Genomic DNA, 24,854 nt, shown 5'->3' on the forward strand with positions numbered 1-24,854 from the left:
TGCCACACATTTGGATTGGATGATGGCTCGCAAGCTTGTTGGAAAGTGCTTCTGCGGCGCGGTGCACTATGCGGTCGCTGACGAGTTCCTGTACGCGGCGAATTGCCATTGCTCGAACTGCCGGCGCACGACAGGTTCGGCTTTCAAGCCCTTCGCGGGCATCGAACGCGCCAAGTTTGTCCTGACCAAGGGCCACGACATGTTGCTGGTCTTCGGCGACGACAACGGCCATGACGCGCACTGCAAGCGGTGCGGTTCGCTGCTCTATTCGGTCGTGCGCCAGGGCGCCTTCGTCCATGTCGCGATGGGAACGCTCGTCGACAACCCGAGCATCCGCCCGACCGAGCATATCTTCGTCGGTTCCAAGGCGCCGTGGTACACGATCAGCGACGGCCTGCCGCAGTATGACGAACACGTGATCACAGGACCTGCTGGCGAATAGGCCGGAACTTCTCTCGCTGAATCTCGTTATCTGCGATCCCGTCTGCTGGGCATGGTTGTGCCTGCCTATCCAATCGAGAGACGGCGCCTGTTTTCTGTTGCCGATGCGCGGCATTCAGCCTGCGACATCGGCATGCAGTGGTTTCTTGCGCCGACTCACAAATCGGCCCACCATCCATGGTCGAGGGGAGACAAAAGCATCTATGGCCGGGCGCGGCAGAAATGCCTGCTGACGATCCGGCCGCTGGGAAGACACGTTTCAGGAACGGGCAAGCGAAACGCTTGATGCTCGTCGAAAGGAGCGCTTCCATGTCTGCTGCCCCATCAAAATCGGCTCGGGCCGCGGTGGGCCGACTCATGCTCTGCCTGCTTGCAATCGCAGCGATTGCGTTGCCGATGGCGCCTGCCTTCGCCCACGACGCCAAGCCTACAGCGGCGAAGCCGCTGGGTTGGAGCTATCCATTCGCATGCTGCGCTAACTACGATTGCCGCACGGCCCATACGGGCGAGGTTTTGGAAAAACCCGAGGGTTATGTGATCGCCGGCACGGGGGAAGTTGTCCCCATGACCGATAAGCGTGTGAAGGACAGCCCGGACGGCGAATTCCACTGGTGCGCGCATCAAGCGGGTCTCGACGCGGGTAAGACGATCTGCCTGTTCGTGCCGCCGCGTTCCTACTAAGCCCCAAAGGCGCAGCGGCGACCGGCCCGGACCGCGATGGGCGGGGGCCTGCTGACGGACGGTTGCCAGGACCGCTCCTTTGTGTTGCGTTGCCTGCGGGCGGCGGACAAGGGAGAGGTGACGTCCATGACCATCAAGGGAAGCTGCCACTGCAAGGCGACGATATTCGAGGTTTCGCAAGCGCCGCAGACGCTGACGCAGTGCACTTGTTCGTTCTGCTCGAAACGCGGCTCGCTTTGGGCCTACTACACTCCTGCGCAGTTCAAACTCCTCACGCCGCAGAAGAATGTTTCCTTCTATCAGTGGGGATCGAAGACCGTTAAGCACGGTTTTTGCGACACCTGCGGCTGCGGGACCTTCACCGAAACACCGGACTGGTCGAGCGGAGAGCCGGATTTCGACAATCCCAAGATCAGCGTCAACTCGCGGTTGTTCGACGATTTCGACCTGGACAAGGTCGAAGTGGTGGCCATCGACGGCAAGAATCTCTGGTAGATTCCTGGACGCCCAATCGGGAAAATCGTGCCCCGGGGAAAAGCCGTTGCCGGTGTTTTCCCGTTCCGCTTTTCGCCGCATTTCATGGTACAAGTCGCGCGAAGGGCTGATTTGGCGCCATCGCAAGGCGTGACTTGGAGAGGGACAATCCTATGAAGAAGACCGTGCTCGTCGTCGTGGCGACGGCTGTGCTGGTGAGCGCCTGCACCACCACCGATCCGTATACCGGCGACCAGAAAATTTCCAACACGGCGGCCGGTGCCGGCCTCGGCGCCTTGGCCGGCGCCAGCCTTGGCCTGCTTGCGGGCGGCAATGATCGTCGCAACGCGCTGATCGGCGCCGGCATCGGGGCGCTGGCCGGCGGCGCCATCGGCGCCACCATGGACCAGAACGAAGCCGAACTGCGCCGGCAGTTGGAGGGCACAGGCGTCAGCGTCACCCGCTCCGGCGACCAGATCATCCTCAATATGCCGTCCGATATCACCTTCAACGTCGATCAGGATGCGGTGAAGCCCGGCTTCTACCAGGTGCTGAATTCGGTCGCGCTGGTGCTGAAGAAGTTCAAGCAGACCACGGTCGACGTGTTCGGCCATACCGATTCGACCGGCGGCGACCAGCATAATTTCGATCTGTCGCAGCGCCGCGCGCTGGCGGTCGCCAACTACCTGGCTGGCCAGGGCGTCGATTCGCGCCGCTTCGCCGTCACGGGATTCGGCAAGACCCGTCCGGTAGCGTCCAATGCCACCGCCGAGGGTCGCGCTCAAAACCGTCGCGTCGAGATCCAGCTTTCGCCGCTCACCTGAGCAGCATCGATCAGAATGCAAAAACGGCCTCGCAAGGGGCCGTTTTTGTTTGCAAAATGCGACCGACGGCCAGGCCTGCGGCCCCCGGGTTCTTCCATGATCTTACGGTGAGGTCGGCTTATCGACCGTCGCTCGTTGGGTCAGGCGCTGCCGCCGGACGACATGGGCAACGATCAGTCCATGAATGAGCAGCCCGACCGCAAGTCCAAGGATATGGAAGCCCGTTCCCGAACCGGAAAGCGTCAGGATCGACCAGATGGATGCGGGTACGAACAAGACAATTGCGGTGATGAGCCCGGGGTTGTAGCTGCGCATCCTGATGGCCTGCGCGACGTGAACCAAAGCGTTGATCAGGGTGGTGTAGGCGGCGATCAGCCCTATCCCGGCATTGACCGTGACAGCGAGGGTGAAAACCAGGGAATAGATGCCCCATACACCCGGTACGTTGATCACAAAGACATCGAAGCGGGTAAGCAGCGGCGCCCCACCGCCGAGCATCTTGTTGACGAAAAGCCGGAACCGGTCCTCGGCATGCTCCTCGTATTGGTGGAGCATGTAAATCGGAATCAGCAGGAAGACGGTGAGCTCGGCTGTCTCCAATTGAGCGGCCAGCCCGATCGCCACCACGCACAGAGTGAGGCCGGCGAGCACGCCACCATAGACCCAATCTTCCACCAGACGCTTCATCACGCCATCTTCGGCGAGGCCGTGCGTCCTTGCAACACACGACGATATCAGACCTTGGCGACAATGCGTATGAATGCCGGTGTGTCGTCGCCGAAGCCAACGGTGGCGTCGCTCGGCGATGACGGCAACAGCTTCACCGGCCGCGACCCGCCGCTCTCAGATTGAGATTGGCGCGCCAGAGAATTAGCCAGTCCTAAATAACCGCTTTCCCGCAGCCATGGAAAGGAATAGCATCGTCGCTGTTCCGGAGGGGATGAGGCGGTACACCTGGCCGCGCAATAAGCATTTCTTTTTCAGCCTCGGTCTTGCACGGCCAGATCAAAAAAATCTGGGAGGAATGCATGACAAGAACAGCCAGCCTCGGGCGCTGCGGCGTCCTCGTTTTAACAGGTCTTGTAAGCGCATGGTTGGGCGTCGCGGCGGCTCGGGCCGAGGATGCCAACAAAGCTGACATCGGCGCCTTGAAAAAGTCGCTCGCCAAATATGAGGACTACACTGCGGCCGTCCGCGACCTTTATCTGTCGACGGTCGGCTGCGTCTACTATAGCGGAGAAAAGATATCCGGAGCGATGTACTACCCGAAAGGCGCCATGGGCATCCATTTCGTCAACGTCCCAAGTGTCGGCCAAAAACTCGACCCGATGCGCCCCAATGTGCTGATCTACGAGCCGACGAAAAACGGTCTGCGCCTGGTCGGGGCGGAATGGCTTGTGCCGCTGACGCCGGACGTCAAAGAGCCACCGAAGCTGTTTGGCCAAACCTTCATGGGTCCGATGGAGGGACACTATCCGCTCATCCCGAGGGAGTTCGTCCACTACGATCTTCACGCCTGGCTGGGTGATAATCCGAACGGCATGTTCAGTCCGACGAACCCGAACGTGAAATGCAACAAGGCCGAGTTTCCGATGTTGGAGAAACCGACCAAGATGATGCCTGGGCCGATGTAACGGCCAGCCCAGCCAGGAGCTTGCCGGGAGGGCAAGCCGGATGGCCGTCTTGTCTTGGAACCACTCGTCGGTCAGCCCTTGGCGACGATGCGCATGAAGGCCGGCATGTCGTCGCCGAAGCCAACGGTGGCGTCGTTTTCGTCTTCTCGGTTGCGGGCAGGGCGACGGTCATCGCGCTGCGGCCTGGTGTCGCCGCGCTCCGGTGCACGTCGCTCGCTGCGCGCCGCGGAGCTCTTGCGCTCGGAATTTTCCGAGCGGATAGCGTCCTTGCGCGTGCGCCGCTCACCAGTGCCGGCGACCGTTTCCTCGGTCGCGACCGGCTGTTCCTCGCGCACGGTTTCCGGTGCCGCGTCTTCGCCGTGCTTGGCCTGGCGTCCGCCTCTCTTGCGCTCGCCCCTGTCCTTGCGGTCGTCGTCCTTGCGGCCGGCGCGCCGCGGCGCACCGCGGCCACGGCGCGGTGCTTCGTCCTCGCCTTCGCTGGCCACCACCGTCGACAGGTCACCGTCATGCCACTCGATCTTGGTGCCGATCAGCCGTTCGATGGCGTCGATGTACTTGGTGTCGGACTTGGTCGCGATGGTGAAGGATTTTCCGGAGCGCCCGGCGCGGCCGGTACGGCCGATTCGGTGGACGTAATCCTCGGCATGGATCGGGACGTCATAGTTGAAGACGTGGCTGACATCGGGAATGTCGAGGCCGCGCGCGGCCACGTCGGAGGCGACCAGATACCGCAGCTTGCCGTCGCGGAAATTGGCCAGCATCTGCATGCGCGCGCGCTGGTCCATGTCGCCATGCAGCGCGCCGGCGTCGAAGTCATATTTCAGCAGCGAGCGGAACAGCTCCGACACCTCGATCTTGCGGTTGCAGAAGATGATGGCGTTCTTCAGCTCCGCATCCTCGGCCTTGATCAGGTTGCGCAGCGTCTCGCGCTTGTCCCAGGGTTTGGAACCGGACTTCACCAGCCGCTGGATGATGTTGGTCGCGGCGGAGGCGGCCTTTGAAACCTCGACGCGCACCGGCGCGTGCAGGAACTTTTCGGTCAGCTTGGTGATCTCGGGCGGCATCGTCGCCGAGAAGAACAGCGTCTGCCGGGTGAAGGGGATCATCTCGCAGATACGCTCGATATCGGGAATGAAGCCCATGTCGAGCATGCGATCGGCTTCGTCGATGACGAGGATCTCGACGCCGTTGAGCAAGAGCTTGCCGCGCTCGCGGTGGTCGAGCATGCGGCCGGGCGTCGCGATGAGCACGTCGGCGCCACGCTCCAGTTTCTTGTCCTGTTCGTCGAACGACACGCCGCCGATCAGCAGTGCGATGTTGAGCTTGTGGTTCTTGCCGTATTTGATGAAGTTTTCCTCGACCTGCGCCGCAAGCTCGCGGGTCGGCTCCAGGATCAGCGTGCGGGGCATGCGGGCGCGGGCGCGGCCCTTTTCCAGTCGTGTCAGCATCGGCAGCACGAAGGAGGCCGTCTTGCCGGTACCGGTCTGTGCTATGCCAAGCACATCCTTGCCCAGAAGCGCGTGCGGAATGGCGCCGGCCTGGATCGGCGTCGGCTTGAGGTAGCCGGCGTCGGTGACTGCGGAAAGGACCTTCGGCGATAGGCCGAGGTCCGCGAAAGTCAACGCTTCTTGAGCGGTCTGGGTGTCTGAGGACAAGTTCTGGCTGTCTTTGGCTGTTCGGGGAAGCGCAACGGCATCCGTCGCGGCAGGCGCCGCGCGCCCGCAAGATCATCACTGCAACTAGGCGCAAGCCCGCGATTTGTCAACACAAACGGCCGGCAATGGCTCGATTGTGAAGTCGTAACCTTAATTACTATGTGTGATCCGGCCGCTTATCCGCGCGCCGGCTCAATATCGGCTCAATAACGGAACTGTTCCGCCAGTATGCGTTCGTTCCACGAGTGATTGGGATCGAACAGCAAAGTTGCGGTCGCCGTCGCAGATTCCCTCACCGTCACGGAAGCTACGGCCTTGACCTCCGTATGGTCGGCGGCGGCGTTCACCGGCCGCTTTTCCGCCTCTAATATGTCGAAGCGCACGGTCGCCTTGTTGGAAAGCAAAGCGCCGCGCCAGCGGCGCGGGCGAAACGGGCTGACGGGGGTAAGCGCCAGCAGCGGCGCGTCGAGCGGCAGGATGGGCCCATGCGCCGAAAGATTGTAGGCGGTGGAGCCAGCCGGCGTGGCGATCATCACGCCGTCGCAATTCAGTTCCTCGAGCCGTACCTGGTCATCTATGGTGATGCGGATCTTGGCCGTCTGATAGGACTGGCGCCATAACGCCACTTCGTTGATGGCCAGCGCCGAGACGGTTTCGCCATCCGAGGTAACGGCCTGCATCTCCAGCGGACGGATCGTTTCGGCGACCGCGGCCGCGATGCGCTCGGCGAGACCTCCGGAACGATATTCGTTCATCAGGAAGCCGATGGTGCCACGGTTCATGCCGTAGACCTTTTTGCCGGTTCCCATTGTATCGCGCAAAGTTTGCAGCAGGAAACCGTCGCCGCCCAGGGCCACGACGATATCGGCTTCCGCGACCGAATGCTGGCCATAGCGCGCCGACAGGCTTTCCAGCGCCGCTTTGGCGTCAGGCGTGCCGGACGAGACGAAGGCGATGCTGTTGGCGGCTTTGCTCATGGCTCCCCGACGGTGACCGGTTGGCGGCTGGGCCGGGGTAGCATGGGCGGGCCTGTGTGCAAAGAGAGCCCACAGACGTGCGGTTCGAACCGGCAGTCGCGAATCATATCAGGGAACGAGCCAATGTGATGGTTAAGGCCGGGCTTAAACTCTCGTAAAGCCGCATCGATCATGTTAGCCGGCATGGTGGCGTGGGGGCGCCCACAGCGATTTTATGCCTTTCAGGATACGAAAGACGCTGTGGCACTTTTGATCGTGCGTGAATCCTTCGAGAGTCGAGCCCGATTCCGGGGACACGCGCCAGCCGGGACCAACATATTGCTGGTAACACGCCTGATCATCATCTCCGTCGTGCTGGGAAGCTTCGCGCTTGTCTTCGCCGAACTGGTGCGCCGCTCGGAAGAAACAAGCCTCAGGCCCTTGCCCACGGCCTCGCGCTGCGGCGATGCTGCCGGAATGCCTTGTCCGCAAAGGGCGCTGTAGATCAAAACAAGCTGATTGCTAGGAGCGTGGTTGCAGATGGCAGCCGGCCTGGCGTTTCTGTGCCAGATACTCGTCGATCAGCTGGCGATAGCGCATCTTGCCGAAACTCGGGAAATGGCCGCCATGCACGACCGAGACGTCGAGGTCGCGCATGGCAAGCAGCGTCTGCAAATAATCATCGATATCGGAATGGTAGACGTCGTCGATCAGCGGGCCGTCATAGATGATGTCGCCGGAAAGCAGGATGCGGGTCTTCTTCTCGTACAGAGCGATACCGCCTGGCGAATGGCCGGGCGTGTGGATCACCTCGAAGGCGCGATCGCCGAGGTCGACGATATCGCCATGTTCGAGCAGGCGGTCCGCCGGGGCGGGCATGATGCGATAGCGCGCCGTATCCCAACCTTGTGGCTGGCGATCGAACATCTCTTCATTGGCGTAGCGGTCAGCCACCGTCCATTCGTTGCGCGGATCGGTCAGAATCTCCGCCTCGGCGCGGTGCACGCAGCGGTCGGGAAATTCATGGTGGCAGCCTATATGATCGAAATGCGTGTGGCTGGCGACGCAGGTGAGCTTGCGCTCGCTGACCAGCGGCACATGGCGCCTGAGGCTGAAATGGCCAAGCCCGGTATCGAACAGCAGGTCGCGGTCGCGACCGCGCACATGCCACATATTACAGCGGAAGAACGGTTTGATCCATGGCTCGTGGATCAGCGTGACACCGTCGCCCATGCGGATGGTTTCGTACCAGTCAGGTGCGTCGACGACCGCAAGCATGCCCATGTTCAATCCGTCAGCAGGATGATCTTGTCTGTATCGCAGGAAACCGAGACCGTGTCGCCCGGCTGCACGACGGACGTCGCGGGCAGTTTGGCGATGAATTGCAGCGTGGCGTCTTCAGTGGAGACCGCGAGCACGCGCTTGAAGCTGCCCTGGAAAACGACATCGCTGACCTGCGCCTTGCCCAGCTTTGTGGCGCCTGAGGTCGCGCCCAGGGCAAGGTGCTCCGGCCGGATGGCCAAGGCAACCGCCGATCCCACCGGCAACGCTCCGGACGCCGAGACCGGCCCGACCTGTGTTGCGACAGTGCTTGTCCTGTCCATCATCTCCGCCACCGTTCCGCGAAGAATGGTGCTCTCGCCCATGAAAGTCGCCGAAAAGCGTGTCTTTGGGCGCGCATAGACGCGTTCGGGCGGCCCTTCGTCCTCGATGCGGCCGTCACTCATCACCACGCAGTGGTCGGCCAGCGCCATCGCTTCTTCCTGGTCGTGGGTGACATGGATGAAGGCGGTGCCGACGCGCTTCTGGATCGCTTTCAATTCGTCCTGCATCTGCCGGCGCAGCTTGAGGTCGAGCGCGCCGAGCGGCTCGTCGAGCAGCAGCACGGCGGGCTCGATCACCAGTGCGCGCGCCAGCGCTACGCGCTGCCGCTGGCCGCCGGAGAGCTGGTGCGGCTTCTTGTCGAAGGCGGCATCCAGCCCGACCAGCGCCAGCGTCTCACGCGCCCGCGCGGCGCGTGTCGCGCCATCGACGCCTTGCATGCGCAGGCCAAAACCGACATTGCCGCCGACGCTCATATGCGGAAACAGCGCATAATCCTGGAACACCGTCGTTGTCGGGCGCTTTGCCGGCGGAACGGCGGTGCAGTCCTCGCCTCGGATGAACACCTTGCCTTCGCTCGGTGTGACGAAGCCGCCCAAAATCGACAAAAGCGTCGTCTTGCCGGAGCCCGACGGTCCGAGCAGGATGGTGTAGCTACCGGGCTCTATCCGCAGCGATACGTCTTTCAGCACCGTCAGCTGGCCGAAACGGTGCGAGATCCCGCGGATGTCGACCAGGGGCGCGCTCATGCCGGCTTTCTCCGCAGCAATGTCAGTTCGAACAGCACGACCAGCACGATGGAGACGGCGAACACCAGCGAGCCGATTGCGTTGGTCTTGGGGTTGAGGCCGGAGCGTAAGAGGTTCCAGATTTCGACCGGCAGCGTGGTTTCGAAGCGTGTCAGCAGGAAGGAGATCACGAATTCGTCCCAGGAAAAGGTCATCGACAGGAAGAAGCCGGCGAAGATGGCCGGCGCCATGACAGGCACAGTAATCAAGAGCAGCACTTTCCTTTCCGGCGCGCCGAGATCGCGCGCGGCGCGCTCGATGTTGATCTGGTGGTCGCCCATCTGGCTGTAGACGATGGCGAAGCAGAGCGGCAGGTTGATCACGACATGGCCGATGCCGGCGGCCATCAGCGATTTCGGCACGCCGGCCCAGTTGAACAGCACCAGCAGCCCCATGCCGATGATGAGATAGCTGACGGTAAGCGGTAGCGTGATCAACCCTCGCAGCAGGGCCGAGCCCGGCAGCACGAAGCGCGCGAACGCCCAGGCGCTGAGGAAGCCGAGCGTGACGGCCGCGAGCGACGAAAGGACGGCCACCAGCAGCGAGTTCACCAGCGCCGAGGTCAGCCGCGTATCGGACAGGACGGCCTGGTACCAGCGCAGCGACGGGCCGGTGAAGGGCGGGATGGGGAAAGAGGTTGCCTGCAGCGAGAACAGCACGAGCACGATCACCGGCAGGAAAATGAAGGCATAGATGGCGATCGCGTAGAGACAGGAAGCGGTTCGGACGATCAGGCGCATCTCAGGCCCGCTCGATCTTCAGCCAGCGGGCGCAGGCGAGATAGGCGATGGTCACGACCGCCATCAGGATAATCGACAGGGCGGAGGCCAGCGGAAAATCGCCGCGCCGGCCGATCTGCATCATCACCAGCTGCGGCATGACCAGCTCGTTGTTGCCGCCGAGGATCTGCGGCGTGATGTAGTCGCCGATGCACAGCACGAAGGTCAGGAAGGCGCCGACCATGATGCCGGGCAAGGTCAGCGGCAGGATGACATGCAGGAAGGTGCGCACCGGCCCGGCGCCGAGATCAGCGGCGGCCTTGCGGTAGCTCGGACTGAGCTGCTTCAAATTGGCGAAGATCGTCAGCGTCAAAAGCATGACGAAGAAATGCACGAAGCCGGTCACGGTGGCGAAGCGCGTATTGGCGAGCTGCAGCGGTTCGCTGGTCAAGCCGATGCCGGTCAGCGTCCGGTTGATGACGCCGTTCTGCGCCAGCACCAGAAGCCAGGAATAGGAGCGCACGACATAGGACGTCCAGAACGGCAGCACGGCCAGCATCAGCGCCTGCCGCTGCCAGCGTTCCGGCACCTGTTCGGCCAGGATCCACGCGAAAGGATAGGCGAGCAGCACCGAGACCACGGTGACGATCGCCGTCACCTCCAGCGAATTCACCATCGCTTGCCAATAGGCAGGATTGGTGAAGAACTGGCTGTAATTGGCTGATGTGAAGCCGCCGCCCTCATGCGACGTCAGGCTGGAAAGCCCCATGGCAATGAAAGGCAACACGAAGAACAGCAAGGTCCAGCCGAGCGCCGGCGTAACCAGCGCCCAGGGCAGGGCCTTGTTTGCGGTGCTGCTCACGACGCCCGTCTACTGCGCCTGCAGCATCTCGGTCCACATGTCCTGCATCTTCTTGTCGAGGTCGGCGTTCGGCGCCGGATAGGCCTGGGCGCGGGCAAGGAATTCGGGCTGCTCGTCGAAGCGCAGGATCTTCTTCTGGTCGTCGGTGAGTTCCGCCTTGCTGTTCGCCGGCATGCCCCAATAGCAGGACGAGGTGGCAAGCCGCGCCTGGCCTTCCGGGCTCATGATGTACTGGATGAATTTCAGCGCCACGTCCTTGTTCTTGGAGTCCTTGAACATGGCCAGCGACTGCGACCACAGCACCGCTCCCTCCTTGGGGATCGAGAAGTCCAGCGCCGGGTTCTCCTTGGCCAGGCCCGCCGTCACCCATTCGCCGCCGCCGACCAGAATATCGACTTCACCGGTGGCGAGCGCTGTCTGGCTGGCGGTCACCTCGCCGACCAGCTTGGCGTTGGCCTTCATCTTGAGCAGTTCGGCCTTGAGGGCGGGAAGATCGGCCTCGGTGAGTTCAGCCGTTTTCTTGCCGATGGCGAGTGCCGCCATGCCGATGACCGGCAGGTAATAATCGTAGATGGCGACCTTGCGCTTGTACTTGTCGCTTGTCAGCGACGCCAAGGATTGCATGTCGGCCGGGTCGACCTTGGTCTTGTTGAAGCCGATCGTGTTGTAGCCGAACTTTTCGGTGATGCCGTAGCGCTTGCCGCCGACCACGGTGGAGTTGTCCATCTTCACCTGCGGAAAGAGGTCGCCCAACGGCAGCTTGTCCTCCGGCAGCGGCTCGAACAGGCCTTTTTCCACGCCGCGCGGCACGTCGATGCTGTCGATCACCATCACGTCCCAGTCGCCGGGTTGCGACTGCTCGACGATGGCGAGCCCTGCGCCGGTGCCCTCGAATTCCTTGACGTTGACCTTGATGTTGTTGGCCTCTTCGAAGGGCTGCAGCAGCGCCGGATCGGCGTGATCGCACCAGATCAGGGCGTTGAGATCGGCGGCCTGGCTGGCGCCGGCTGGTGAGAGCATCAGTGCCGTGGCGCCGCAAGCGGCGCCCAGATGTCTCTTCAGGATTGAAAGCGGATTGTTGGCTGCGGATCGTGCGGACATCGAGTGTTCTCCCTTGCCTTTGTGGCTTCTTGCAAAAAGTTGAACCAATTCTAAAATTGAGTCAATTCTGTTTTTGTGGCAGACAGCCGGTATGAATGGATTGAGGGCAAGGCAAAAGGCCGACCGGCACCGCCGCATCATCGAGGCGGCGGCCGAGCTTTTCCGCGAGGCCGGCTATGAAGGCGCCAAGATCGAGGTGATCGCGGCCCAGGCCGAAGTGTCGATCGGGACGATTTACAATTACTACCAGAATAAGGGCGACATCCTCGGCGCCATCGTCTCCATGGAGGTCAACGAGGTGCTGAATGCCGGGCGAGGCGTGGTCGACAGCCCACCGGCCAATGTCGGCGATGCGCTGGACACGCTGATCGGCATCTATATCGAGCACTCCTTGCACTATCTCAGCAAGGAGATGTGGCGCCAGGCGATGGCGATCTCGACGCAACTGCCCGACAGCCCGTTCGGCCAGGCCTACACGGCGCTCGACCGCGCTCTGACGCAACAGATCCGCGCCCTGATCGCAAGGCTGCAGGAGATCGGCCTGGTGCGGCGCGACATCGACGGGCAGGCGGTGGGTGAGCTGGTCTTCAACAACATGAACATGATGTTCATCGAGTTCGTGAAGCGCGACGAGGCAAGGATAGCGGAACTGCGCGCGGCGATCCGACGGCAGAACCGGATCCTGGTGGCGGCGATCGGGATGTGAGGATGGAAGCGACCGCGGCATGAAACCAGCTTCCGCTGCCAGTGTGACTGACGATGAGTGCCAACGGCGGCGCCCGTCTACACCGCAGGGCTCGCGTCCTAGCGGCTTGACGTTGCGGGGATTGACAGCGTAGCCGCTGGCCTAACCAGCGATCCCTTCGAAGCATCGACCGAAGGGAAAGCAGACGCGCGGCCGCAGTGACGCAGGTAAAATCAGTGATCGGTCGGATCGATCTTCGTCAGGCGCTCTCGCGCTTCGGTGACGCGCCGCTGCGCGGACCTTATCCTGCTGCAAAGCGCGAGATTGATGCCGACGCCACAGTCTCGGTCCAACATTTCTTCCGCGCGTTTGAGGGCAAGTTCAGCTCGGCCAATTCGCTGCCTGGCTTGGGCCAGTTCCATGTCCAAGAGTTCGATCATTGTTCCGCTACAGAGTTTGCGGTCCCTTCGATTGTTAACCGCCTCCGGTCGGGTTTGGTTCCGGGTTACCGGCTCGAGAGCCAGGAACAGGCAGGAGAAAGTCGCCGCTTCGGCATCGACCTCATTGTACGCGAGTTCACCTCTTGAGTTGAGTTTAAAATCTGATACAACTTATAGGGGCAAACGAAGGGGAGAGATGGTAAATGGGGACGTTTTCAATCTGGCATTGGGCGATCGTACTGCTGATCATCGGCGTGTCTGTTTTCTTTGCGGTTCGCTCAGCCGTGAAGCCGTCACAGGGCCCGGCGGCTCTTATAGGATTCGGTGGCTGGCTTATGCTGCTGGCGATCGGTCAGGTGTTGCCGCCGCTGCGCACGCTCGCCGACTTGGCCAATTCGGCCGAGGGTTACCGGCAACTCATGTCCCTGCCAAATGGACTGGTTGCGGTGTATAGCGAGGTTGCCCTAAATCTGGCATTTCTGGCGCTTCAACTGGTTGTGCTCATTTCGATGCTGCGGCGAAGCCGACGCTTTCCACAATTGTTTCTGTTTCAGTGGATTGCGATACCGGTTGTGCTCGTCCTGGACACGATCTTGATCTCATCAACTCTAGGCGTCCCGGTGAGCCAAATCTTTGCTGGAGATGCGCTGATGACACCCGTTCTGTCGTTCATCCTCACCGGAGCCTGGGTCGCCTACGTCTACAAATCCGTCAGGGTGAAGAACATGTTCTGCGGCGAAGTGGCAGCCGGCCAGGTCGCGACGGCCGCCTAGCGAGAGTCCGCTGGGTTTCGGAGGACACTTCTTCGTTTCGCGAGATCTGGTGTTCTTATAACGGGCTCTGGGTGGCCTGCCACCCGAAGCTCGAAGAGCGAAGGGTGGTGCCCCCGGCAGGAATCGAACCCGCGACCTTCGGTTTACAAAACCGCTGCTCTACCAGCTGAGCTACAAGGGCATGCGGCACCGGTTAGCCATATTTGCGGCGCCAGTAAAGACAAATGTCCGTTTTGAGGTGCTCCTGCCGCTGCGAAGCAACAGACACGGCATCCTGAAAACGGCCAATTCGCTTCCTATATCCTACGGCAGGTGCAATCGCTCGGGCGAGGCCGTCGCATGATCAGATTTGTCATCATCCTGCCGATCGTCGTCATAGCCTGGATGCTGCTGGTGAAGCTCATCAGGAACCTCAAGAACGCCAATATCGACTGGACCGGCGTTACCACCATCATCGGCTTCATCGCGCTCGCCTTCTGGCTGCGCCATGTCACGGGCATGGGGTGGTGAATAGTAGTCAGTAGTCAGTAGTCAGTAGTCAGTAGTCAGTAGTCAGCCTGCTGCTCATAGCCTACTACTCACTACTCACTACTCACTACTCACTACTCACTACTCACTACTCACTACTCACGATTCATCCCGTCTCCGGCCTTGCCGAAAAAAATCTCCTCCACCTTTCGAACCTTTTCCCGCGCCGCGCCGACTGATGGTCAGAGGCGAATGGGTCGCCTCGATCAAAAGATCCAGGAGATCATCATGTTCAAGCGCACTCTCACCTCAGGCCTCATTGCCATCTTCGTCGCCACCGGCGCGCTCGTCGGCACCGTCGGCACGTCGTCAGCCCACGCCATGCACAGCCATCATCACCACCACCACAATCATCACAAGAAGCACTTCAAGAAGTTCTGGTGGAAGCACCACAACCATCATCACCACAAGCACGGCAGGGTGATCATCTTCCTTTGATGGAGGGACCCAATTCTCCCGAAAGGGCGGCTTCGGCCGTCCTTTTTCGTTGGGCGAAATGGGACCGGTCATCAATGTCTAGCCAGGCTCTTGCAGGTCGCCGTCAGCGCGACCTCCTCGGTTCACGCCCAAAAAAAAGATTCGAACCTTTTTCTTGTGCCGAACGACAGAAGATCAAGAGGCGGATGGGTCGCCTCTCCAAACGAAGCAAGGAGATCATCATGTTCAAGCGCGCACTCGTTTCCAGCCTCATCGCCACCACTGTCGCCGCCACCGCTCTGGTCGGCACCGTTCAGCCCTCGGCGGCTCATTCGCATCACCACCACCATGGCCTCGGCATCGGCATCGCCGCCGGCGTCGGGGGTTTTGTCCTGGGCAGCCTGCTTGCCCAGCCCCGCGCTGTCTATGTGGATGAGGACGGCGGCTCGTGGCACGTCCGCCGCTGCTTCGATCGCTATTCGAGCTACGATCCGGACTCCGACACCTACATCGGTTACGACGGCTATCGCCATTACTGCCGTCTCTGAGAGGAGGAGCACCGTTCAGCACCAGAAGAGGGGCTCAGGCGAGCCCCTTTTCTACGCTTGGATGGCGGCACACCTGTTGGATTAGCCGACTTTCACGGAGACGCCTGAACCCTCGGTCATCGGCTTTTGTCGATGCGATCGGCAATGTACAGGCATTTCCCGAAGGCCTAATCTGCTTGGCGATAATCTGCGGGCGATATGGGGGAGGGTGATCCTTGGACGAGCAGGACCCGAAAGAGGAACAGATCGAGATTATTTTCCGCAACGGCACGGTCACGGCCGTCGGCATCCTGCTGGCGTTTTCGCTGGGATTCATCACGCATTGGGCCGCCAATCCGATCCCGTGGCAGACCTATCATCTCGTCGCCGTGCTGCCCATCCTGGCCGGCATCGCCTTACAGATGCGGGCACTGTCGCTTCTGCTCGACACAAAGTGCCTGCGGCTGAGCGCCTATGAACGCGCCAACCGCATCTTCATCACCGGCCTCGTCTTCACCGCCTGCGGTGTCGGCATGGCGATCCTGCTCGATTTCTTCGATCTTGCGAGCAGAAGCGCGCTGCCCGGAGCAGGTTGATCATCCGGTTTGCACGCCGCCGATCATCTTTGTGACCTCGGCCGCGGCGCTGTGCACCAGCGGGCCGATCTCGGCCAGCCTCTCAGGCGTCACCCGAACGGTCGGCCCCGACACCGAGACACCGCCGATCGGCTCGCCGAATTCGTTGAAGATGGCTGATGCCACGCAGCGCATGCCTGGGTGCCGTTCCTCGTCGTCGACCGACCAGCCGCGCAGCTTGATCGTCGCGAGATCATGCGCGAGGGCAGGGATGTCGGACAGCGTCCTGTCGGTAAAGCGCTGCAGGCCGGCCTTGCGCAGGATGGCTCCGACGCGCTCCGGCTCGAGATGGGCCAGCACCGCCTTGCCGATGCCGGATGCGTGAAAAGGGCTGCGCGTGCCCGGTCGGAAGAAGGCGCGAATTGCCTGGTGCGTCTCGACCTGGCTGACGAACACCACGCAATCGTCCTCGGCGACGCCGAGATTGGCGGTCTCGCCGGTTTTCTCCATCAGCTCCTGCATGACGATGCGCGCGCGGTCGACCAGCTTGCGGCGGCGCAGGAACGCCGCGCCCATCCGATAGGTCTCGACGCCGATCGACCAAAGCTGGTCCGAACTATCGAACTCGACCATGCCGTGGTTTTCGAGCGTCGTCAGCATACGGTAGGCGGTGGAGGCAGCCAGGCCGCTGTGAGCCGATATCTCGCTCAGCGATAGGCCGCTGCCTTCGGCAACGATGGCCAGGATGCGCAAGGCCCGGTCCAACGACTGCACCGAAGCCGCTTCCGAGGGGCCGTTGAAGGCGCGCGGCCGGCCGCGCTGGCGTTTTTCAGCGGTTTCCATTTACGCCATCATGCCCGATTTTCCCGAATGGACAATGAAAAAGTTTTTCACGCCTTCTGCATTGCCATTTTTTGGAAAACAAAAAGAGAAAGGAAATCAATTGGCAACGGCAGCTTCCTGGAAATGAAAAAATATTCTGAAAAAATTGAAAAATAGCGGGCTTGCTGACATTCTCGGTCATCCAACAATCACAACCCTGTGGAGGGTCGGAACAATGGCCAGGATGCGCGCTGTCGATGCTGCGGTTCTCGTTCTCGAAAAGGAAGGCATCGCCTGCGCCTTCGGCGTGCCGGGAGCGGCGATCAATCCGCTCTACTCGGCCCTGAAGGCGAGGGGCACGATCCGCCATGTGCTGGCCCGTCATGTCGAGGGCGCGTCGCACATGGCCGAAGGTTTTACCAGGGCCAAGGCAGGCAATACCGGGCTCTGCATCGGCACGTCAGGCCCGGCCGGCACCGACATGATCACCGGGCTCTATTCGGCATCAGCCGATTCCATCCCGATCCTCTGCATCACCGGCCAGGCGCCGCGGGCGCGGCTGAACAAGGAGGATTTCCAGGCCGTCGACATCGCCGCCATCGCGTCGCCCGTCGCCAAATGGGCGGTCACGGTCATGGAGCCTTATCTCGTGCCGATGGCGCTTCAGAAGGCATTCCACCTGATGAGGTCTTCGCGCCCGGGACCGGTGCTGATCGACCTGCCGGTCGACGTCCAATTGGCCGAGATCGAGTTCGACATCGACGCCTATGAGCCGCTGGCGCCGTTCAAGCCGGCAATGACGCGCCTCCAGGCCGAGAAGGCGCTGGCGATGCTCAACACCGCCGAAAAGCCGCTGATCGTCGCCGGCGGCGGCGTCATCAATGCCGACGCGTCGGACCTGTTGATCGAGTTCGCCGAAATCACGGGCGTGCCGGTCATCCCGACGCTGATGGGCTGGGGCGCGATCCCCGACGACCACCGGCTGATGGCCGGCATGTGCGGCCTGCAGACATCGCACCGCTACGGCAACGCGACGATGCTCGAGGCCGACTTCGTGTTCGGCATCGGCAACCGCTGGGCAAACCGCCACACCGGTTCGGTCGATGTCTACACCAAGGGAAAAAAGTTCATCCATGTCGATATCGAGCCGACGCAGATCGGCCGTGTGTTCGCACCCGATCTCGGCGTTGTCTCAGACGCGGGGGCCGCGCTGAAGATGCTGCTCGACGTCGCCACCGAGTGGAAAACGGCCGGAAGACTGCGCGACTGGTCGGGCTGGGCGAAGGAATGCCAGGGCCGCAAGAAGACCATGAAGCGCAAGACGCATTTCGACCAGGTGCCGCTGAAGCCGCAGCGCGTCTATGAAGAGATGAACAAGGCGTTCGGGCGCGATGTCACCTACGTCACCACGATCGGCCTGTCGCAGATCGCCGGCGCGCAGTTCCTGCATGTCTACAAGCCGCGCAACTGGATCAATTGCGGCCAGGCCGGCCCGCTCGGCTGGACACTGCCGGCAGCCCTTGGCGTGCGCGCCGCCGATCCCGACCGCACCATCGTGGCGCTGTCGGGCGACTATGACTTCCAGTTCATGATCGAAGAACTGGCGGTCGGCGCGCAGCACAGGCTGCCCTACATCCACGTCGTCGTGAACAATGCCTATCTCGGCCTGATCCGCCAGGCGCAGCGCGGCTTCTCGATGGATTACGAGGTCAGCCTTGCTTTCGAGAATATCAACCGATCGGACGATCCCGAGGCCGGCTACGGCGTCGACCACGTCGCTGTTGCCGAGGCGATGGGTTGCAAGGCGGTCAGGGTGCGCAAACCGGAAGAATTCGCCGGTGCCTTCATGGAGGCGCAGCGGCTGATGAAGGAGCATCAGGTTCCCGTAGTGCTCGAATTCATCCTCGAACGCGTCACCAATATTTCGATGGGCACCGAGATCGACAAGATCACCGAATTCGAAGACCTTGCCGAACATCAAGAGGATGCCCCGACAGCGATCGTCATGCTCGACTAGGACGGAAGAAGGACAAAAAGAATGCCGCGTTTTTCAGCCAATCTTTCGATGCTCTTTGGCGAGCATGACTTCCTCGAACGTTTTGACGCAGCTGCCCGCGCGGGCTTCAAAGGCGTTGAATATATAGGCCCCTACGACCATGCGCCCGAGGTGGTGGCCGCGCGGCTGAAGAAGAACGGTCTGACGCAGGTGCTGTTCAACCTGCCGGCCGGCGACTGGGGCAAGGGCGAGCGCGGTATCGCAGTGCTGCCGGACCGAGTGCCGGAATTCCGCCAGGGCATCGCCAAGGCGATCGCCTACGCGCAGGCGCTCGGCTGCTCACAGGTCAATTGCCTGGCAGGCATCGCGCCCGCCGGCGTCGACCGCAAGGTGCTCGAGGATGTGTTTGCCGAGAACCTCGCCTTCGCGGCGGAGAAACTGGAGCAGGCCGGCATCAGGCTGCTGATCGAGCCGATCAACACGCGCGACATTCCAGGCTTCTTCCTCAACTATTCCGACCAGGCGCTGGCGCTGATCGACCGCGTCAGCTCGAAGAACCTGTTCCTGCAATACGACATCTACCACATGCAGATCATGGAGGGGGATCTCGCCCGTACCATCGAGGCAAACCTCGGCCGCATCGCGCATATCCAGCTTGCGGACAATCCCGGCCGTCACGAGCCGGGGACGGGCGAGATCAACTATCCCTTCCTGTACGAGCATATCGACCGCATTGGTTATTCCGGCTGGGTCGGCGCGGAATACAAGCCGAAGGCCGGAACTGAGCAAGGGTTGGGGTGGTTCCGGGAACTGGCCGGGCAGGGAAGCGCGGCGGCTTAGCTGTCGAAATCGAACTCGCGTTCCTTCACGCCCTCCTCTGGCCTGTCGGCCATCTCCCCCACCAAGGGCGGAGGTTGGATGTCACCGGCGGCTTCGCCAAATTTTGAACCGGGAAAGTTGGGGCCAGCGCCGAAACTGCCAATCTCCCCACCTGTGGGGGAGATGGCCGGCAGGCCAGAGGGGGGCGTGAAGGAACGCAACCTCAACAAGACGGAGAACCACAGTGGAAACCATCGGCTTCATCGGCCTTGGCATCATGGGCGCGCCGATGGCGGGACATTTGCTGGACGCCGGCTACACGGTGATCGCCAGCGACCACCGCTCCAGGCCACAGGCCGAACTGGTGGCCAAGGGACTGAAAACTGTCACCGGCGATGCCGCCGTGGCGAAGGCCGCCGATATCATCATCACCATGGTGCCCGACACACCGCAGGTGGCCGAGGTGCTGTTCGGCGACAACGGCGTCGCATCAGGTCTTTCCAAAGGCAAATTGGCCATCGACATGAGCTCGATCTCACCGATCGAGACCAAGGTCTTCGCCAAAAAAATCAACGAACTGGGCTGCGACTATCTCGATGCGCCGGTCTCGGGCGGCGAGGTGGGAGCCAAGGCCGCATCGCTGACCATCATGGTCGGCGGCGAGGAGAAGGCCTTCGAGCGCGCCAGGCCCGTTTTCGAGAAGATGGGCAAGAACATCACCCTGGTCGGACCGAACGGCGTCGGCCAGATCACCAAGGTCGCCAACCAGATCGTCGTCGCGCTGACCATTGAAGCCGTCGCCGAAGCGCTTGTTTTTGCTTCGAAAGCCGGCGCCGACCCCGCCAAGGTCAGGCAGGCGCTGATGGGCGGGTTGGCCGCCTCGCGCATCCTCGAAGTCCATGGTGAGCGCATGGTCAGGCGCACCTTCGCGCCGGGTTTCCGCATCGAACTGCACCAGAAGGATCTCAACCTCGCCCTGGAAGGCGCAAGGGCGCTCGGCGTCTCCCTGCCCAACACGTCGACCACCCAGCAACTGTTCAATTCCTGCACCGCCAATGGCGGCGCCAGGGAGGATCACTCGGCCCTGGTCAGGGCGCTGGAGCGGATGGCCGGGCATGAGGTAGGGCAGTAGGGCAGTAGGGCAGTAGGGCAGTAGGGCAGTAGGGCAGTAGGGCAGTAGGGCACGCCCCTCTGGGGCCGCTTAGGAAAACCTACTGCCTTATTGCCGTACTGCCCTACTGCCTCAAGAATTTCCGTGCCGCATAAAGGCTTACCGCCGCCGCGTTCGACACGTTGAGCGAGCGGATGGCGCCGGGCATGTCGAGGCGAGCCAGTGTCGTCACCGTCTCGCGCGTCTTCTGGCGCAGGCCCTTGCCTTCCGCGCCCAGCACCAGGGCAAGCTTGTCGCCGGCAAAGCTCGTTTCGAGTTCGGCCGGGCCGTCCGAATCGAGACCGATTGTCTGGAAGCCGGCCTCGTGCAGTTGCGCGAGCGCGTCGGCCAGGTTCTTCACCTCGATCTGGTCGATATGTTCGAGCGCGCCGGAGGCTGATTTCGCCAGCACGCCCGATTCCTGCGGGCTGTGGCGCGCCGTGGTGATCAGCGCGCCGGCATCGAAGGCGACCGCCGAGCGCAGGATGGCGCCGACATTGTGCGGATCGGTGATCTGGTCGAGCACCAGCACCAGCTTTGTGTCGCCAAGAGCGTCGAGGCGCTTGGGCTTCAGCGGCTCGGCCTCGATCAGCACGCCTTGATGCACGGCATCCGAACCCGTGATCTTGTCGATGTCCCTGGGTTCGACCAGCTCCGCCTTGAAGGGCAGGGCCGCGAAGTCGGCCAGTCCCAGCCGCTCGGCGGCATTGCGCGTCACCAGCATTTTCCGGATCTTGCGGCGCGGATTGTCGAGTGCCGCGCGCACCGTATGCAGGCCATAGAGCCGCACCAGCCCGTCGGCTGCGTTCTCGCCCGGCGGCATGGGCTGGCGCGGCCGGAATGCCGGCGCGCCGCCGCTCTTTTCGTCGCGGTGTGCACGACGCAGCTTGGCGTAGTGGGTGTCTTTCGGGGTGCCGGTCTTGTTGCTCATGGCCGGCTTCTATAGCGGTCTCCGGCGGCCAGGGATATGGCCCGTCGCCGCAGCCGGCGAACAACATCGAAAAACCCTTCCCACGCGGTTGACACCCACTGGCCTTGCCGCCATAAGGCGCTTCGCTGATTTCGGAGAAGTGATACTCGGGTCCGGATCGGCAAGAATGCCTCGTTGCATGGCTCCGGCGGCAGACTGGAGAGGTGCCCGAGTGGTTAAAGGGGACGGACTGTAAATCCGTTGGCTTAGCCTACGTTGGTTCGAATCCAACCCTCTCCACCACTGCCGGCCCGGAAGCCCTGAAACGTGAAAGCATCGGAGGCGAAAAGCGCATGGCGCTTTTCCGTGGAATCCGGTACTTCAGTGCACGGCGCGGGTATAGCTCAGTGGTAGAGCAGCAGCCTTCCAAGCTGAATATGCGGGTTCGATTCCCGCTACCCGCTCCAGATTTCCAACCCCATGCCATCGGTAAGCTGAAACGCTGCGCGGCCAAGTCGCGCAGCGCTCCAGAGGATGGCTGTCCACTGGCTTCAGCTGTTGAAGGCCGACGCGACCTGATGTTGCTGCGGCACCTGGCCGTTCGGCGTCAGCTTGTCGACGATGCCAGGCAAGGCTGCGGACAATTGCTTGAGCAGTTCCTGCTCGTCGAGCCCCGTCCGTTGCGCGATCTCGTGGATGACCTGCGGTCCGATCGCGTTGCCCAGGTCGTTGGCGTTGATCGGTTGGTTCTGGCCGGTGCCGACCCAGGAATCGGCGACGTTGCCGTGGCCGGAGTTCTTCAATTTGTCGAGCAGGCCGCCCAGTCCGCCAAGCAGGCCGCCATCGCCGGCAGTGGTTTCACTGGGCTCGGCCGGTACGGGAGCTTGGGGTTGCTCCGGCTGTTCGGCACTCCTGCCGCTGAGCATCTTTCCGACCAGCAGCGCGCCGAGCGCGATCATCAGGGGTTTGGTGATGTTGCCGCCCGGAACGGCATTGTCAAACAGTCCCATCGTGGATCTCCTTGTCAACCAAGCCCGTCCCATCGTCACAATGACGCAATCGGGCGGAATTTCAAGCTGGCTTGAGCTTTTGACAATCATATGAAAATGATGGACGCGGCAGGGGATTGGAGAGGAAAAATGTCAATCATCAGCTGGATTATTCTGGGAGTCATCGCCGGCTTTCTTGGCAGCAAGATCGTCAACAAGAGCGGCCAGGGCATGATCATGGATATCGTGCTCGGCATTGTCGGCGCCATTGTCGGCGGCCTGATCTTCAGCGCTTTCGGCGCGTCGGGCGTGACCGGTCTCAACATATACAGCCTGATCGTCGCGGTGGTGGGCGCCGTGGTCGTGTTGTGGGCTTACCACCAGTTCGCCGGCAAGCGGACTATTTAGCACCAGTCCCATTCCGAAGGTTCGGGATGGGATTTTATCCGTTCGCTTGTCCATGACCTTTCCCGAAACCGGATCCCGCCTTTCGGGTCATGCGCGGTCGTCTGTCCATCATCGGCGGTGTTTGCCACCGCGGAGCGCTGTCCAGCCCCTATCCGACCCTCTTGAGGATCTCGCGGACCAGCGTGTTGAGCCCTGCGGCGAGAGCCCTGGCGATGAACGGCCGCAACTGATCGAGCGTTTGTTTCCACGGGAGTTCGTGGCAACCGATGCGCGGACAGCATCAGGCGCCGGTCATGGCATGAAAATAGCATCGGCGGCGGCAAAGAAGATCAGCGTTCCAGCGATGAACACGGCCCAGCCGACCAGCGACTTGCGGATGGCGGCTTTGTGCTCGGCGTCGGAACGCTTGTTCTGGTCAAAATCAGTCATGCGCAAGCTCCTTTGGCTGTTTGACCATGGCGTTTGCCGCATATTTGATCTCTTCCGGTGCGGCAAGAGTGCCAACAAGCGGGCAAGGACGGCCGCTATCGGGACCGCTGGAGCCGACTTAGGCGACGACAGTCAGCCGGCGCCTGCGCTGGTCGAGCGAGACGATGGCCAGTCCGCTGCCGACAACCAGAAGGATGCCGCAGATCGCCAGCGCGTTCGGGAATTGTCCGAACACCAGCAGGCCCGAAATCATCGCCCAGACGGTGAAGCAGTAGTAGAACGGCGCCACCGCGCTGGTCGGCCCGACGCGATAGGCCATGAAGATGAAGAAATGGCCGAAGATCAGGAAAAACCCGGCTCCGGCCATGAGCAGCAAATGATGTGCTCCGGGCATGATCCAGCGCTCTGAAACCAGGTGTGCCGCACCGGCGCCGATCAGCACCACGACGACGGCGGAAATCGCCACGATCATTCCCGGCACCTCGGCCGGAACCCGCCTGCCGGTGAGATCGCGCGCGGCCGACAATGCCGCATTGCCGAGCGCCAGCAAGGCGTAGACCGAGATGCCCTGCATGGTCGGTTGCGCCACCATCAGCGCGCCGATGAAGCCGAGACCGATCAGCGCCATGCGCTGGCCGCCGATCCGCTCGCCGAACAGGATGGAGGAGCCGACCAGCATCAAGAGCGGCGTGACCTGTCCGAGGGCGGTGGAATCGGCGATCTGCATGTTGGCGAGCGCCACGACGTAACAAAGGATGGCGGCCAGTTCGAGCAGGTTGCGGTGCAGCACGCGCTTGTCGAAGATCAGCGGGATCTGTTTGCCATAACCAAGCGCAAGCAGCAGCGGAAAGCCCCAGAGCGCTGCCGCTGCGCCGCGCAGGAACAGCACTTCATAGGACGGCAGGCCCGCCGTGGCGAGCTTCATCATCGTATCGTTGACGAGATACGACCCGGTCGAGACGATCATGAACAGGGGGCCGCGAACGGTTGTCGGGATGAAATGCATCGGTGCAGCAAATCAGAGCGGGAACACCGCCGCAATGGGCCATGAAGCGCCGACAAATCCGACAGCGACCGATGAGCGGGGCGCGGGAGGCCGGCGCGATTGCGCAGGGGTTTAGGCCATTCCATTTCATGCGGCACGTTCCTATATCAGCGCCATATCCCCGCAATCGGATCACGGGTTCGGACCGAGTGAGAAGGCGCCCGGGCAAAAGACGCTTGTGTTTTTTGGCCTTTGTCGCTAATCGCCCCGCATTCGACTGAACTGAAGGTCCAGGCCGTCCAAGGAAAGAGACTATGGCAAAAGGTAAATTCGAGCGCACCAAGCCGCATGTGAACATCGGCACGATTGGCCACGTTGATCATGGCAAGACGTCTTTGACGGCAGCGATCACCAAGTATTTTGGCGAATACAAGCGCTATGACCAGATTGACGCGGCGCCGGAAGAGAAGGCGCGCGGCATCACGATTTCGACGGCTCACGTCGAGTACGAGACGGAGAACCGCCACTACGCCCACGTCGACTGCCCCGGCCACGCCGACTATGTGAAGAACATGATCACCGGTGCCGCGCAGATGGACGGCGCGATCCTGGTTGTGTCGGCCGCCGACGGCCCGATGCCGCAGACCCGCGAGCACATCCTTTT

Annotated in this window: 32 protein-coding genes and 3 tRNA genes; 21 read left to right on the forward strand and 14 right to left on the reverse strand. The window is 61.8% G+C overall.

Annotation, left to right across the window (positions count from 1 at the left end):
* The first annotated feature begins 22 nt into the window (after window positions 1-22).
* The 4 genes from FJ426_RS08070 to FJ426_RS08085 all read left to right on the forward strand — a co-directional run bounded on the left by FJ426_RS08070 (window position 23) and on the right by FJ426_RS08085 (window position 2,420).
* Window positions 23-442, forward strand: coding sequence for a GFA family protein (locus tag FJ426_RS08070; protein ID WP_140517633.1), 420 nt, complete (start codon window positions 23-25; stop codon window positions 440-442).
* 308 nt (window positions 443-750) lie between these two features.
* Window positions 751-1,122 carry a hypothetical protein gene (locus FJ426_RS08075; RefSeq protein ID WP_140493631.1) on the forward strand — a complete coding sequence of 124 codons (372 nt, stop codon included), beginning with the start codon at window positions 751-753 and terminating at the stop codon, window positions 1,120-1,122.
* Between the two features lie 126 nt (window positions 1,123-1,248).
* A complete protein-coding gene (locus tag FJ426_RS08080; RefSeq protein ID WP_140493629.1) occupies window positions 1,249-1,617 on the forward strand; it encodes a GFA family protein in 369 nt (122 codons plus the stop codon).
* Between the two features lie 152 nt (window positions 1,618-1,769).
* Entirely contained in the window at window positions 1,770-2,420 is a 651-nt protein-coding gene (locus tag FJ426_RS08085) for an OmpA family protein (protein ID WP_140493627.1), read from the forward strand.
* Window positions 2,421-2,522: 102 nt separating this feature from the next.
* Here FJ426_RS08085 and FJ426_RS08090 read toward each other — a convergent pair whose 3' ends face one another.
* Window positions 2,523-3,107, reverse strand: a complete 585-nt coding sequence (locus FJ426_RS08090) for an HXXEE domain-containing protein (protein ID WP_210242326.1) — start codon at window positions 3,105-3,107, stop codon at window positions 2,523-2,525.
* A 341-nt stretch (window positions 3,108-3,448) separates the two neighbouring features.
* Here FJ426_RS08090 and FJ426_RS08095 point away from each other — a divergent pair, with 341 nt between their 5' ends.
* Window positions 3,449-4,054, forward strand: coding sequence for a hypothetical protein (locus tag FJ426_RS08095; protein WP_140522198.1), 606 nt, complete (start codon window positions 3,449-3,451; stop codon window positions 4,052-4,054).
* Window positions 4,055-4,125: 71 nt separating this feature from the next.
* Here FJ426_RS08095 and FJ426_RS08100 read toward each other — a convergent pair whose 3' ends face one another.
* The gene (locus tag FJ426_RS08100; RefSeq protein WP_181167385.1) at window positions 4,126-5,709 is read right to left on the reverse strand and encodes a DEAD/DEAH box helicase; all 1,584 of its coding nucleotides are present in this window, start codon (window positions 5,707-5,709) and stop codon (window positions 4,126-4,128) included.
* Between the two features lie 203 nt (window positions 5,710-5,912).
* Window positions 5,913-6,686: an NAD kinase gene (locus FJ426_RS08105; RefSeq protein WP_140558695.1), complete on the reverse strand. Its 774-nt coding sequence runs from the start codon at window positions 6,684-6,686 to the stop codon at window positions 5,913-5,915.
* Window positions 6,687-7,004: 318 nt separating this feature from the next.
* On the opposite strand from FJ426_RS08105, the gene FJ426_RS31295 reads away from it, so the two are divergent.
* A complete protein-coding gene (locus FJ426_RS31295) occupies window positions 7,005-7,169 on the forward strand; it encodes a hypothetical protein (protein WP_181167386.1) in 165 nt (54 codons plus the stop codon).
* 18 nt (window positions 7,170-7,187) lie between these two features.
* Here the strand turns inward: FJ426_RS31295 and FJ426_RS08110 are convergent, their stop codons facing one another.
* From FJ426_RS08110 to FJ426_RS08130, 5 genes are read right to left on the reverse strand one after another with little or no spacing between them, the layout of a single operon-like run.
* Entirely contained in the window at window positions 7,188-7,949 is a 762-nt protein-coding gene (locus tag FJ426_RS08110) for an MBL fold metallo-hydrolase (RefSeq protein ID WP_140558696.1), read from the reverse strand.
* Window positions 7,950-7,951: 2 nt separating this feature from the next.
* Entirely contained in the window at window positions 7,952-9,016 is a 1,065-nt protein-coding gene (locus tag FJ426_RS08115; protein WP_140561029.1) for an ABC transporter ATP-binding protein, read from the reverse strand.
* Window positions 9,013-9,795: an ABC transporter permease gene (locus FJ426_RS08120; protein WP_140825141.1), complete on the reverse strand. Its 783-nt coding sequence runs from the start codon at window positions 9,793-9,795 to the stop codon at window positions 9,013-9,015. The genes FJ426_RS08115 and FJ426_RS08120 overlap by 4 nt, the downstream gene beginning before the upstream one ends.
* 1 nt (window position 9,796) lies before the next feature.
* Window positions 9,797-10,636, reverse strand: a complete 840-nt coding sequence (locus FJ426_RS08125) for an ABC transporter permease (protein ID WP_140728306.1) — start codon at window positions 10,634-10,636, stop codon at window positions 9,797-9,799.
* A 9-nt stretch (window positions 10,637-10,645) separates the two neighbouring features.
* Window positions 10,646-11,737, reverse strand: coding sequence for a spermidine/putrescine ABC transporter substrate-binding protein (locus FJ426_RS08130; RefSeq protein ID WP_140561030.1), 1,092 nt, complete (start codon window positions 11,735-11,737; stop codon window positions 10,646-10,648).
* A gap of 91 nt (window positions 11,738-11,828) precedes the next feature.
* Between FJ426_RS08130 and FJ426_RS08135 the strand changes: the two genes are divergently transcribed.
* The 3 genes from FJ426_RS08135 (at window position 11,829) to FJ426_RS08145 (ending at window position 13,635) form a co-directional block, all read left to right on the forward strand.
* Entirely contained in the window at window positions 11,829-12,443 is a 615-nt protein-coding gene (locus FJ426_RS08135; RefSeq protein ID WP_140561031.1) for a TetR/AcrR family transcriptional regulator, read from the forward strand.
* Between the two features lie 197 nt (window positions 12,444-12,640).
* Entirely contained in the window at window positions 12,641-13,009 is a 369-nt protein-coding gene (locus tag FJ426_RS31300; protein ID WP_181172777.1) for a hypothetical protein, read from the forward strand.
* Between the two features lie 56 nt (window positions 13,010-13,065).
* On the forward strand, window positions 13,066-13,635 hold the full coding sequence (locus tag FJ426_RS08145) for a DUF2569 family protein (RefSeq protein ID WP_140561033.1): 570 nt from the start codon (window positions 13,066-13,068) through the stop codon (window positions 13,633-13,635).
* Window positions 13,636-13,740: 105 nt separating this feature from the next.
* On the opposite strand, the gene FJ426_RS08150 is transcribed toward FJ426_RS08145, so the two are convergent.
* A tRNA-Thr gene (locus FJ426_RS08150) sits at window positions 13,741-13,816 on the reverse strand.
* 158 nt (window positions 13,817-13,974) lie between these two features.
* On the opposite strand from FJ426_RS08150, the gene FJ426_RS08155 reads away from it, so the two are divergent.
* The 4 genes from FJ426_RS08155 to FJ426_RS08170 all read left to right on the forward strand — a co-directional run bounded on the left by FJ426_RS08155 (window position 13,975) and on the right by FJ426_RS08170 (window position 15,703).
* Complete coding sequence (locus tag FJ426_RS08155) at window positions 13,975-14,145, forward strand: hypothetical protein (protein ID WP_140517626.1); 171 nt, start codon at window positions 13,975-13,977, stop codon at window positions 14,143-14,145.
* 246 nt (window positions 14,146-14,391) lie between these two features.
* Window positions 14,392-14,601, forward strand: a complete 210-nt coding sequence (locus FJ426_RS08160) for a hypothetical protein (RefSeq protein WP_140517625.1) — start codon at window positions 14,392-14,394, stop codon at window positions 14,599-14,601.
* A 221-nt stretch (window positions 14,602-14,822) separates the two neighbouring features.
* Window positions 14,823-15,128, forward strand: a complete 306-nt coding sequence (locus FJ426_RS08165; RefSeq protein ID WP_140493582.1) for a BA14K family protein — start codon at window positions 14,823-14,825, stop codon at window positions 15,126-15,128.
* 215 nt (window positions 15,129-15,343) lie between these two features.
* Window positions 15,344-15,703, forward strand: a complete 360-nt coding sequence (locus FJ426_RS08170) for a hypothetical protein (protein WP_140825142.1) — start codon at window positions 15,344-15,346, stop codon at window positions 15,701-15,703.
* Here the strand turns inward: FJ426_RS08170 and bhcR are convergent, their stop codons facing one another.
* Window positions 15,704-16,525 carry an HTH-type transcriptional regulator BhcR gene (gene bhcR / locus FJ426_RS08175; protein ID WP_140493574.1) on the reverse strand — a complete coding sequence of 274 codons (822 nt, stop codon included), beginning with the start codon at window positions 16,523-16,525 and terminating at the stop codon, window positions 15,704-15,706. It lies immediately after the preceding gene.
* On the opposite strand from bhcR, the gene FJ426_RS31305 reads away from it, so the two are divergent.
* From FJ426_RS31305 to FJ426_RS08195, 4 genes are all read left to right on the forward strand, one after another.
* The gene (locus tag FJ426_RS31305) at window positions 16,428-16,652 is read left to right on the forward strand and encodes a hypothetical protein (protein WP_181172779.1); all 225 of its coding nucleotides are present in this window, start codon (window positions 16,428-16,430) and stop codon (window positions 16,650-16,652) included. The two genes, bhcR and FJ426_RS31305, sit on opposite strands and share 98 nt — an antisense overlap.
* 87 nt (window positions 16,653-16,739) lie before the next feature.
* Window positions 16,740-18,521, forward strand: coding sequence for a glyoxylate carboligase (gene gcl, locus FJ426_RS08180; protein WP_140561034.1), 1,782 nt, complete (start codon window positions 16,740-16,742; stop codon window positions 18,519-18,521).
* A 21-nt stretch (window positions 18,522-18,542) separates the two neighbouring features.
* A complete protein-coding gene (gene otnI / locus FJ426_RS08185; protein ID WP_140561035.1) occupies window positions 18,543-19,340 on the forward strand; it encodes a 2-oxo-tetronate isomerase in 798 nt (265 codons plus the stop codon).
* Window positions 19,341-19,563: 223 nt separating this feature from the next.
* Complete coding sequence (locus tag FJ426_RS08195; protein ID WP_140561036.1) at window positions 19,564-20,451, forward strand: 2-hydroxy-3-oxopropionate reductase; 888 nt, start codon at window positions 19,564-19,566, stop codon at window positions 20,449-20,451.
* A 103-nt stretch (window positions 20,452-20,554) separates the two neighbouring features.
* On the opposite strand, the gene FJ426_RS08200 is transcribed toward FJ426_RS08195, so the two are convergent.
* The gene (locus FJ426_RS08200; protein ID WP_140558705.1) at window positions 20,555-21,400 is read right to left on the reverse strand and encodes an RNA methyltransferase; all 846 of its coding nucleotides are present in this window, start codon (window positions 21,398-21,400) and stop codon (window positions 20,555-20,557) included.
* Between the two features lie 197 nt (window positions 21,401-21,597).
* Here FJ426_RS08200 and FJ426_RS08205 point away from each other — a divergent pair.
* Together FJ426_RS08205 and FJ426_RS08210 are read left to right on the forward strand one after the other, a co-directional pair.
* A tRNA-Tyr gene (locus tag FJ426_RS08205) sits at window positions 21,598-21,682 on the forward strand.
* A gap of 90 nt (window positions 21,683-21,772) precedes the next feature.
* Window positions 21,773-21,846 (forward strand) — tRNA-Gly (locus tag FJ426_RS08210).
* 84 nt (window positions 21,847-21,930) lie between these two features.
* On the opposite strand, the gene FJ426_RS08215 is transcribed toward FJ426_RS08210, so the two are convergent.
* Complete coding sequence (locus FJ426_RS08215; RefSeq protein ID WP_140517618.1) at window positions 21,931-22,389, reverse strand: YidB family protein; 459 nt, start codon at window positions 22,387-22,389, stop codon at window positions 21,931-21,933.
* Window positions 22,390-22,518: 129 nt separating this feature from the next.
* Between FJ426_RS08215 and FJ426_RS08220 the strand changes: the two genes are divergently transcribed.
* Window positions 22,519-22,776 carry a GlsB/YeaQ/YmgE family stress response membrane protein gene (locus FJ426_RS08220; RefSeq protein ID WP_140493554.1) on the forward strand — a complete coding sequence of 86 codons (258 nt, stop codon included), beginning with the start codon at window positions 22,519-22,521 and terminating at the stop codon, window positions 22,774-22,776.
* 291 nt (window positions 22,777-23,067) lie between these two features.
* Here FJ426_RS08220 and FJ426_RS08225 read toward each other — a convergent pair whose 3' ends face one another.
* Together FJ426_RS08225 and FJ426_RS08230 are read right to left on the reverse strand one after the other, a co-directional pair.
* Window positions 23,068-23,205: a hypothetical protein gene (locus tag FJ426_RS08225; protein ID WP_246675511.1), complete on the reverse strand. Its 138-nt coding sequence runs from the start codon at window positions 23,203-23,205 to the stop codon at window positions 23,068-23,070.
* 118 nt (window positions 23,206-23,323) lie between these two features.
* Window positions 23,324-24,211 carry a DMT family transporter gene (locus tag FJ426_RS08230; RefSeq protein WP_140561038.1) on the reverse strand — a complete coding sequence of 296 codons (888 nt, stop codon included), beginning with the start codon at window positions 24,209-24,211 and terminating at the stop codon, window positions 23,324-23,326.
* 293 nt (window positions 24,212-24,504) lie between these two features.
* Here FJ426_RS08230 and FJ426_RS08235 point away from each other — a divergent pair.
* On the forward strand, window positions 24,505-24,854 hold a 350-nt coding region (locus tag FJ426_RS08235; protein WP_181169896.1), incomplete at its 3' end, for a GTP-binding protein.

Origin of the sequence: Mesorhizobium sp. B2-6-4, from assembly GCF_006441495.1 — a bacterium.
Taxonomy (GTDB): Bacteria; Pseudomonadota; Alphaproteobacteria; order Rhizobiales; family Rhizobiaceae; genus Mesorhizobium.

What these genes read in the sequence shown, in the direction of transcription:
- gcl (WP_140561034.1), top strand. Translation starts at nt 16,740, where the DNA reads ATGGCCAGGATGCGCGCTGTCGATGCTGCGGTTCTCGTTCTCGAAAAG.
- FJ426_RS08230 (WP_140561038.1), bottom strand. Translation starts at nt 24,211, where the DNA reads ATGCATTTCATCCCGACAACCGTTCGCGGCCCCCTGTTCATGATCGTC.
- FJ426_RS08110 (WP_140558696.1), bottom strand. Translation starts at nt 7,949, where the DNA reads ATGGGCATGCTTGCGGTCGTCGACGCACCTGACTGGTACGAAACCATC.
- FJ426_RS08145 (WP_140561033.1), top strand. Translation starts at nt 13,066, where the DNA reads ATGGGGACGTTTTCAATCTGGCATTGGGCGATCGTACTGCTGATCATC.
- FJ426_RS08115 (WP_140561029.1), bottom strand. Translation starts at nt 9,016, where the DNA reads ATGAGCGCGCCCCTGGTCGACATCCGCGGGATCTCGCACCGTTTCGGC.
- FJ426_RS08215 (WP_140517618.1), bottom strand. Translation starts at nt 22,389, where the DNA reads ATGGGACTGTTTGACAATGCCGTTCCGGGCGGCAACATCACCAAACCC.
- FJ426_RS31305 (WP_181172779.1), top strand. Translation starts at nt 16,428, where the DNA reads ATGCGCAAGGCCCGGTCCAACGACTGCACCGAAGCCGCTTCCGAGGGG.
- bhcR (WP_140493574.1), bottom strand. Translation starts at nt 16,525, where the DNA reads ATGGAAACCGCTGAAAAACGCCAGCGCGGCCGGCCGCGCGCCTTCAAC.
- FJ426_RS08120 (WP_140825141.1), bottom strand. Translation starts at nt 9,795, where the DNA reads ATGCGCCTGATCGTCCGAACCGCTTCCTGTCTCTACGCGATCGCCATC.
- FJ426_RS08165 (WP_140493582.1), top strand. Translation starts at nt 14,823, where the DNA reads ATGTTCAAGCGCGCACTCGTTTCCAGCCTCATCGCCACCACTGTCGCC.
- FJ426_RS08105 (WP_140558695.1), bottom strand. Translation starts at nt 6,686, where the DNA reads ATGAGCAAAGCCGCCAACAGCATCGCCTTCGTCTCGTCCGGCACGCCT.
- FJ426_RS08090 (WP_210242326.1), bottom strand. Translation starts at nt 3,107, where the DNA reads ATGAAGCGTCTGGTGGAAGATTGGGTCTATGGTGGCGTGCTCGCCGGC.
- FJ426_RS08080 (WP_140493629.1), top strand. Translation starts at nt 1,249, where the DNA reads ATGACCATCAAGGGAAGCTGCCACTGCAAGGCGACGATATTCGAGGTT.
- FJ426_RS08085 (WP_140493627.1), top strand. Translation starts at nt 1,770, where the DNA reads ATGAAGAAGACCGTGCTCGTCGTCGTGGCGACGGCTGTGCTGGTGAGC.
- otnI (WP_140561035.1), top strand. Translation starts at nt 18,543, where the DNA reads ATGCCGCGTTTTTCAGCCAATCTTTCGATGCTCTTTGGCGAGCATGAC.
- FJ426_RS08070 (WP_140517633.1), top strand. Translation starts at nt 23, where the DNA reads ATGGCTCGCAAGCTTGTTGGAAAGTGCTTCTGCGGCGCGGTGCACTAT.
- FJ426_RS08130 (WP_140561030.1), bottom strand. Translation starts at nt 11,737, where the DNA reads ATGTCCGCACGATCCGCAGCCAACAATCCGCTTTCAATCCTGAAGAGA.
- FJ426_RS08075 (WP_140493631.1), top strand. Translation starts at nt 751, where the DNA reads ATGTCTGCTGCCCCATCAAAATCGGCTCGGGCCGCGGTGGGCCGACTC.
- FJ426_RS08095 (WP_140522198.1), top strand. Translation starts at nt 3,449, where the DNA reads ATGACAAGAACAGCCAGCCTCGGGCGCTGCGGCGTCCTCGTTTTAACA.
- FJ426_RS08225 (WP_246675511.1), bottom strand. Translation starts at nt 23,205, where the DNA reads ATGACTGATTTTGACCAGAACAAGCGTTCCGACGCCGAGCACAAAGCC.
- FJ426_RS08160 (WP_140517625.1), top strand. Translation starts at nt 14,392, where the DNA reads ATGTTCAAGCGCACTCTCACCTCAGGCCTCATTGCCATCTTCGTCGCC.
- FJ426_RS08155 (WP_140517626.1), top strand. Translation starts at nt 13,975, where the DNA reads ATGATCAGATTTGTCATCATCCTGCCGATCGTCGTCATAGCCTGGATG.
- FJ426_RS08200 (WP_140558705.1), bottom strand. Translation starts at nt 21,400, where the DNA reads ATGAGCAACAAGACCGGCACCCCGAAAGACACCCACTACGCCAAGCTG.
- FJ426_RS08135 (WP_140561031.1), top strand. Translation starts at nt 11,829, where the DNA reads ATGAATGGATTGAGGGCAAGGCAAAAGGCCGACCGGCACCGCCGCATC.
- FJ426_RS08220 (WP_140493554.1), top strand. Translation starts at nt 22,519, where the DNA reads ATGTCAATCATCAGCTGGATTATTCTGGGAGTCATCGCCGGCTTTCTT.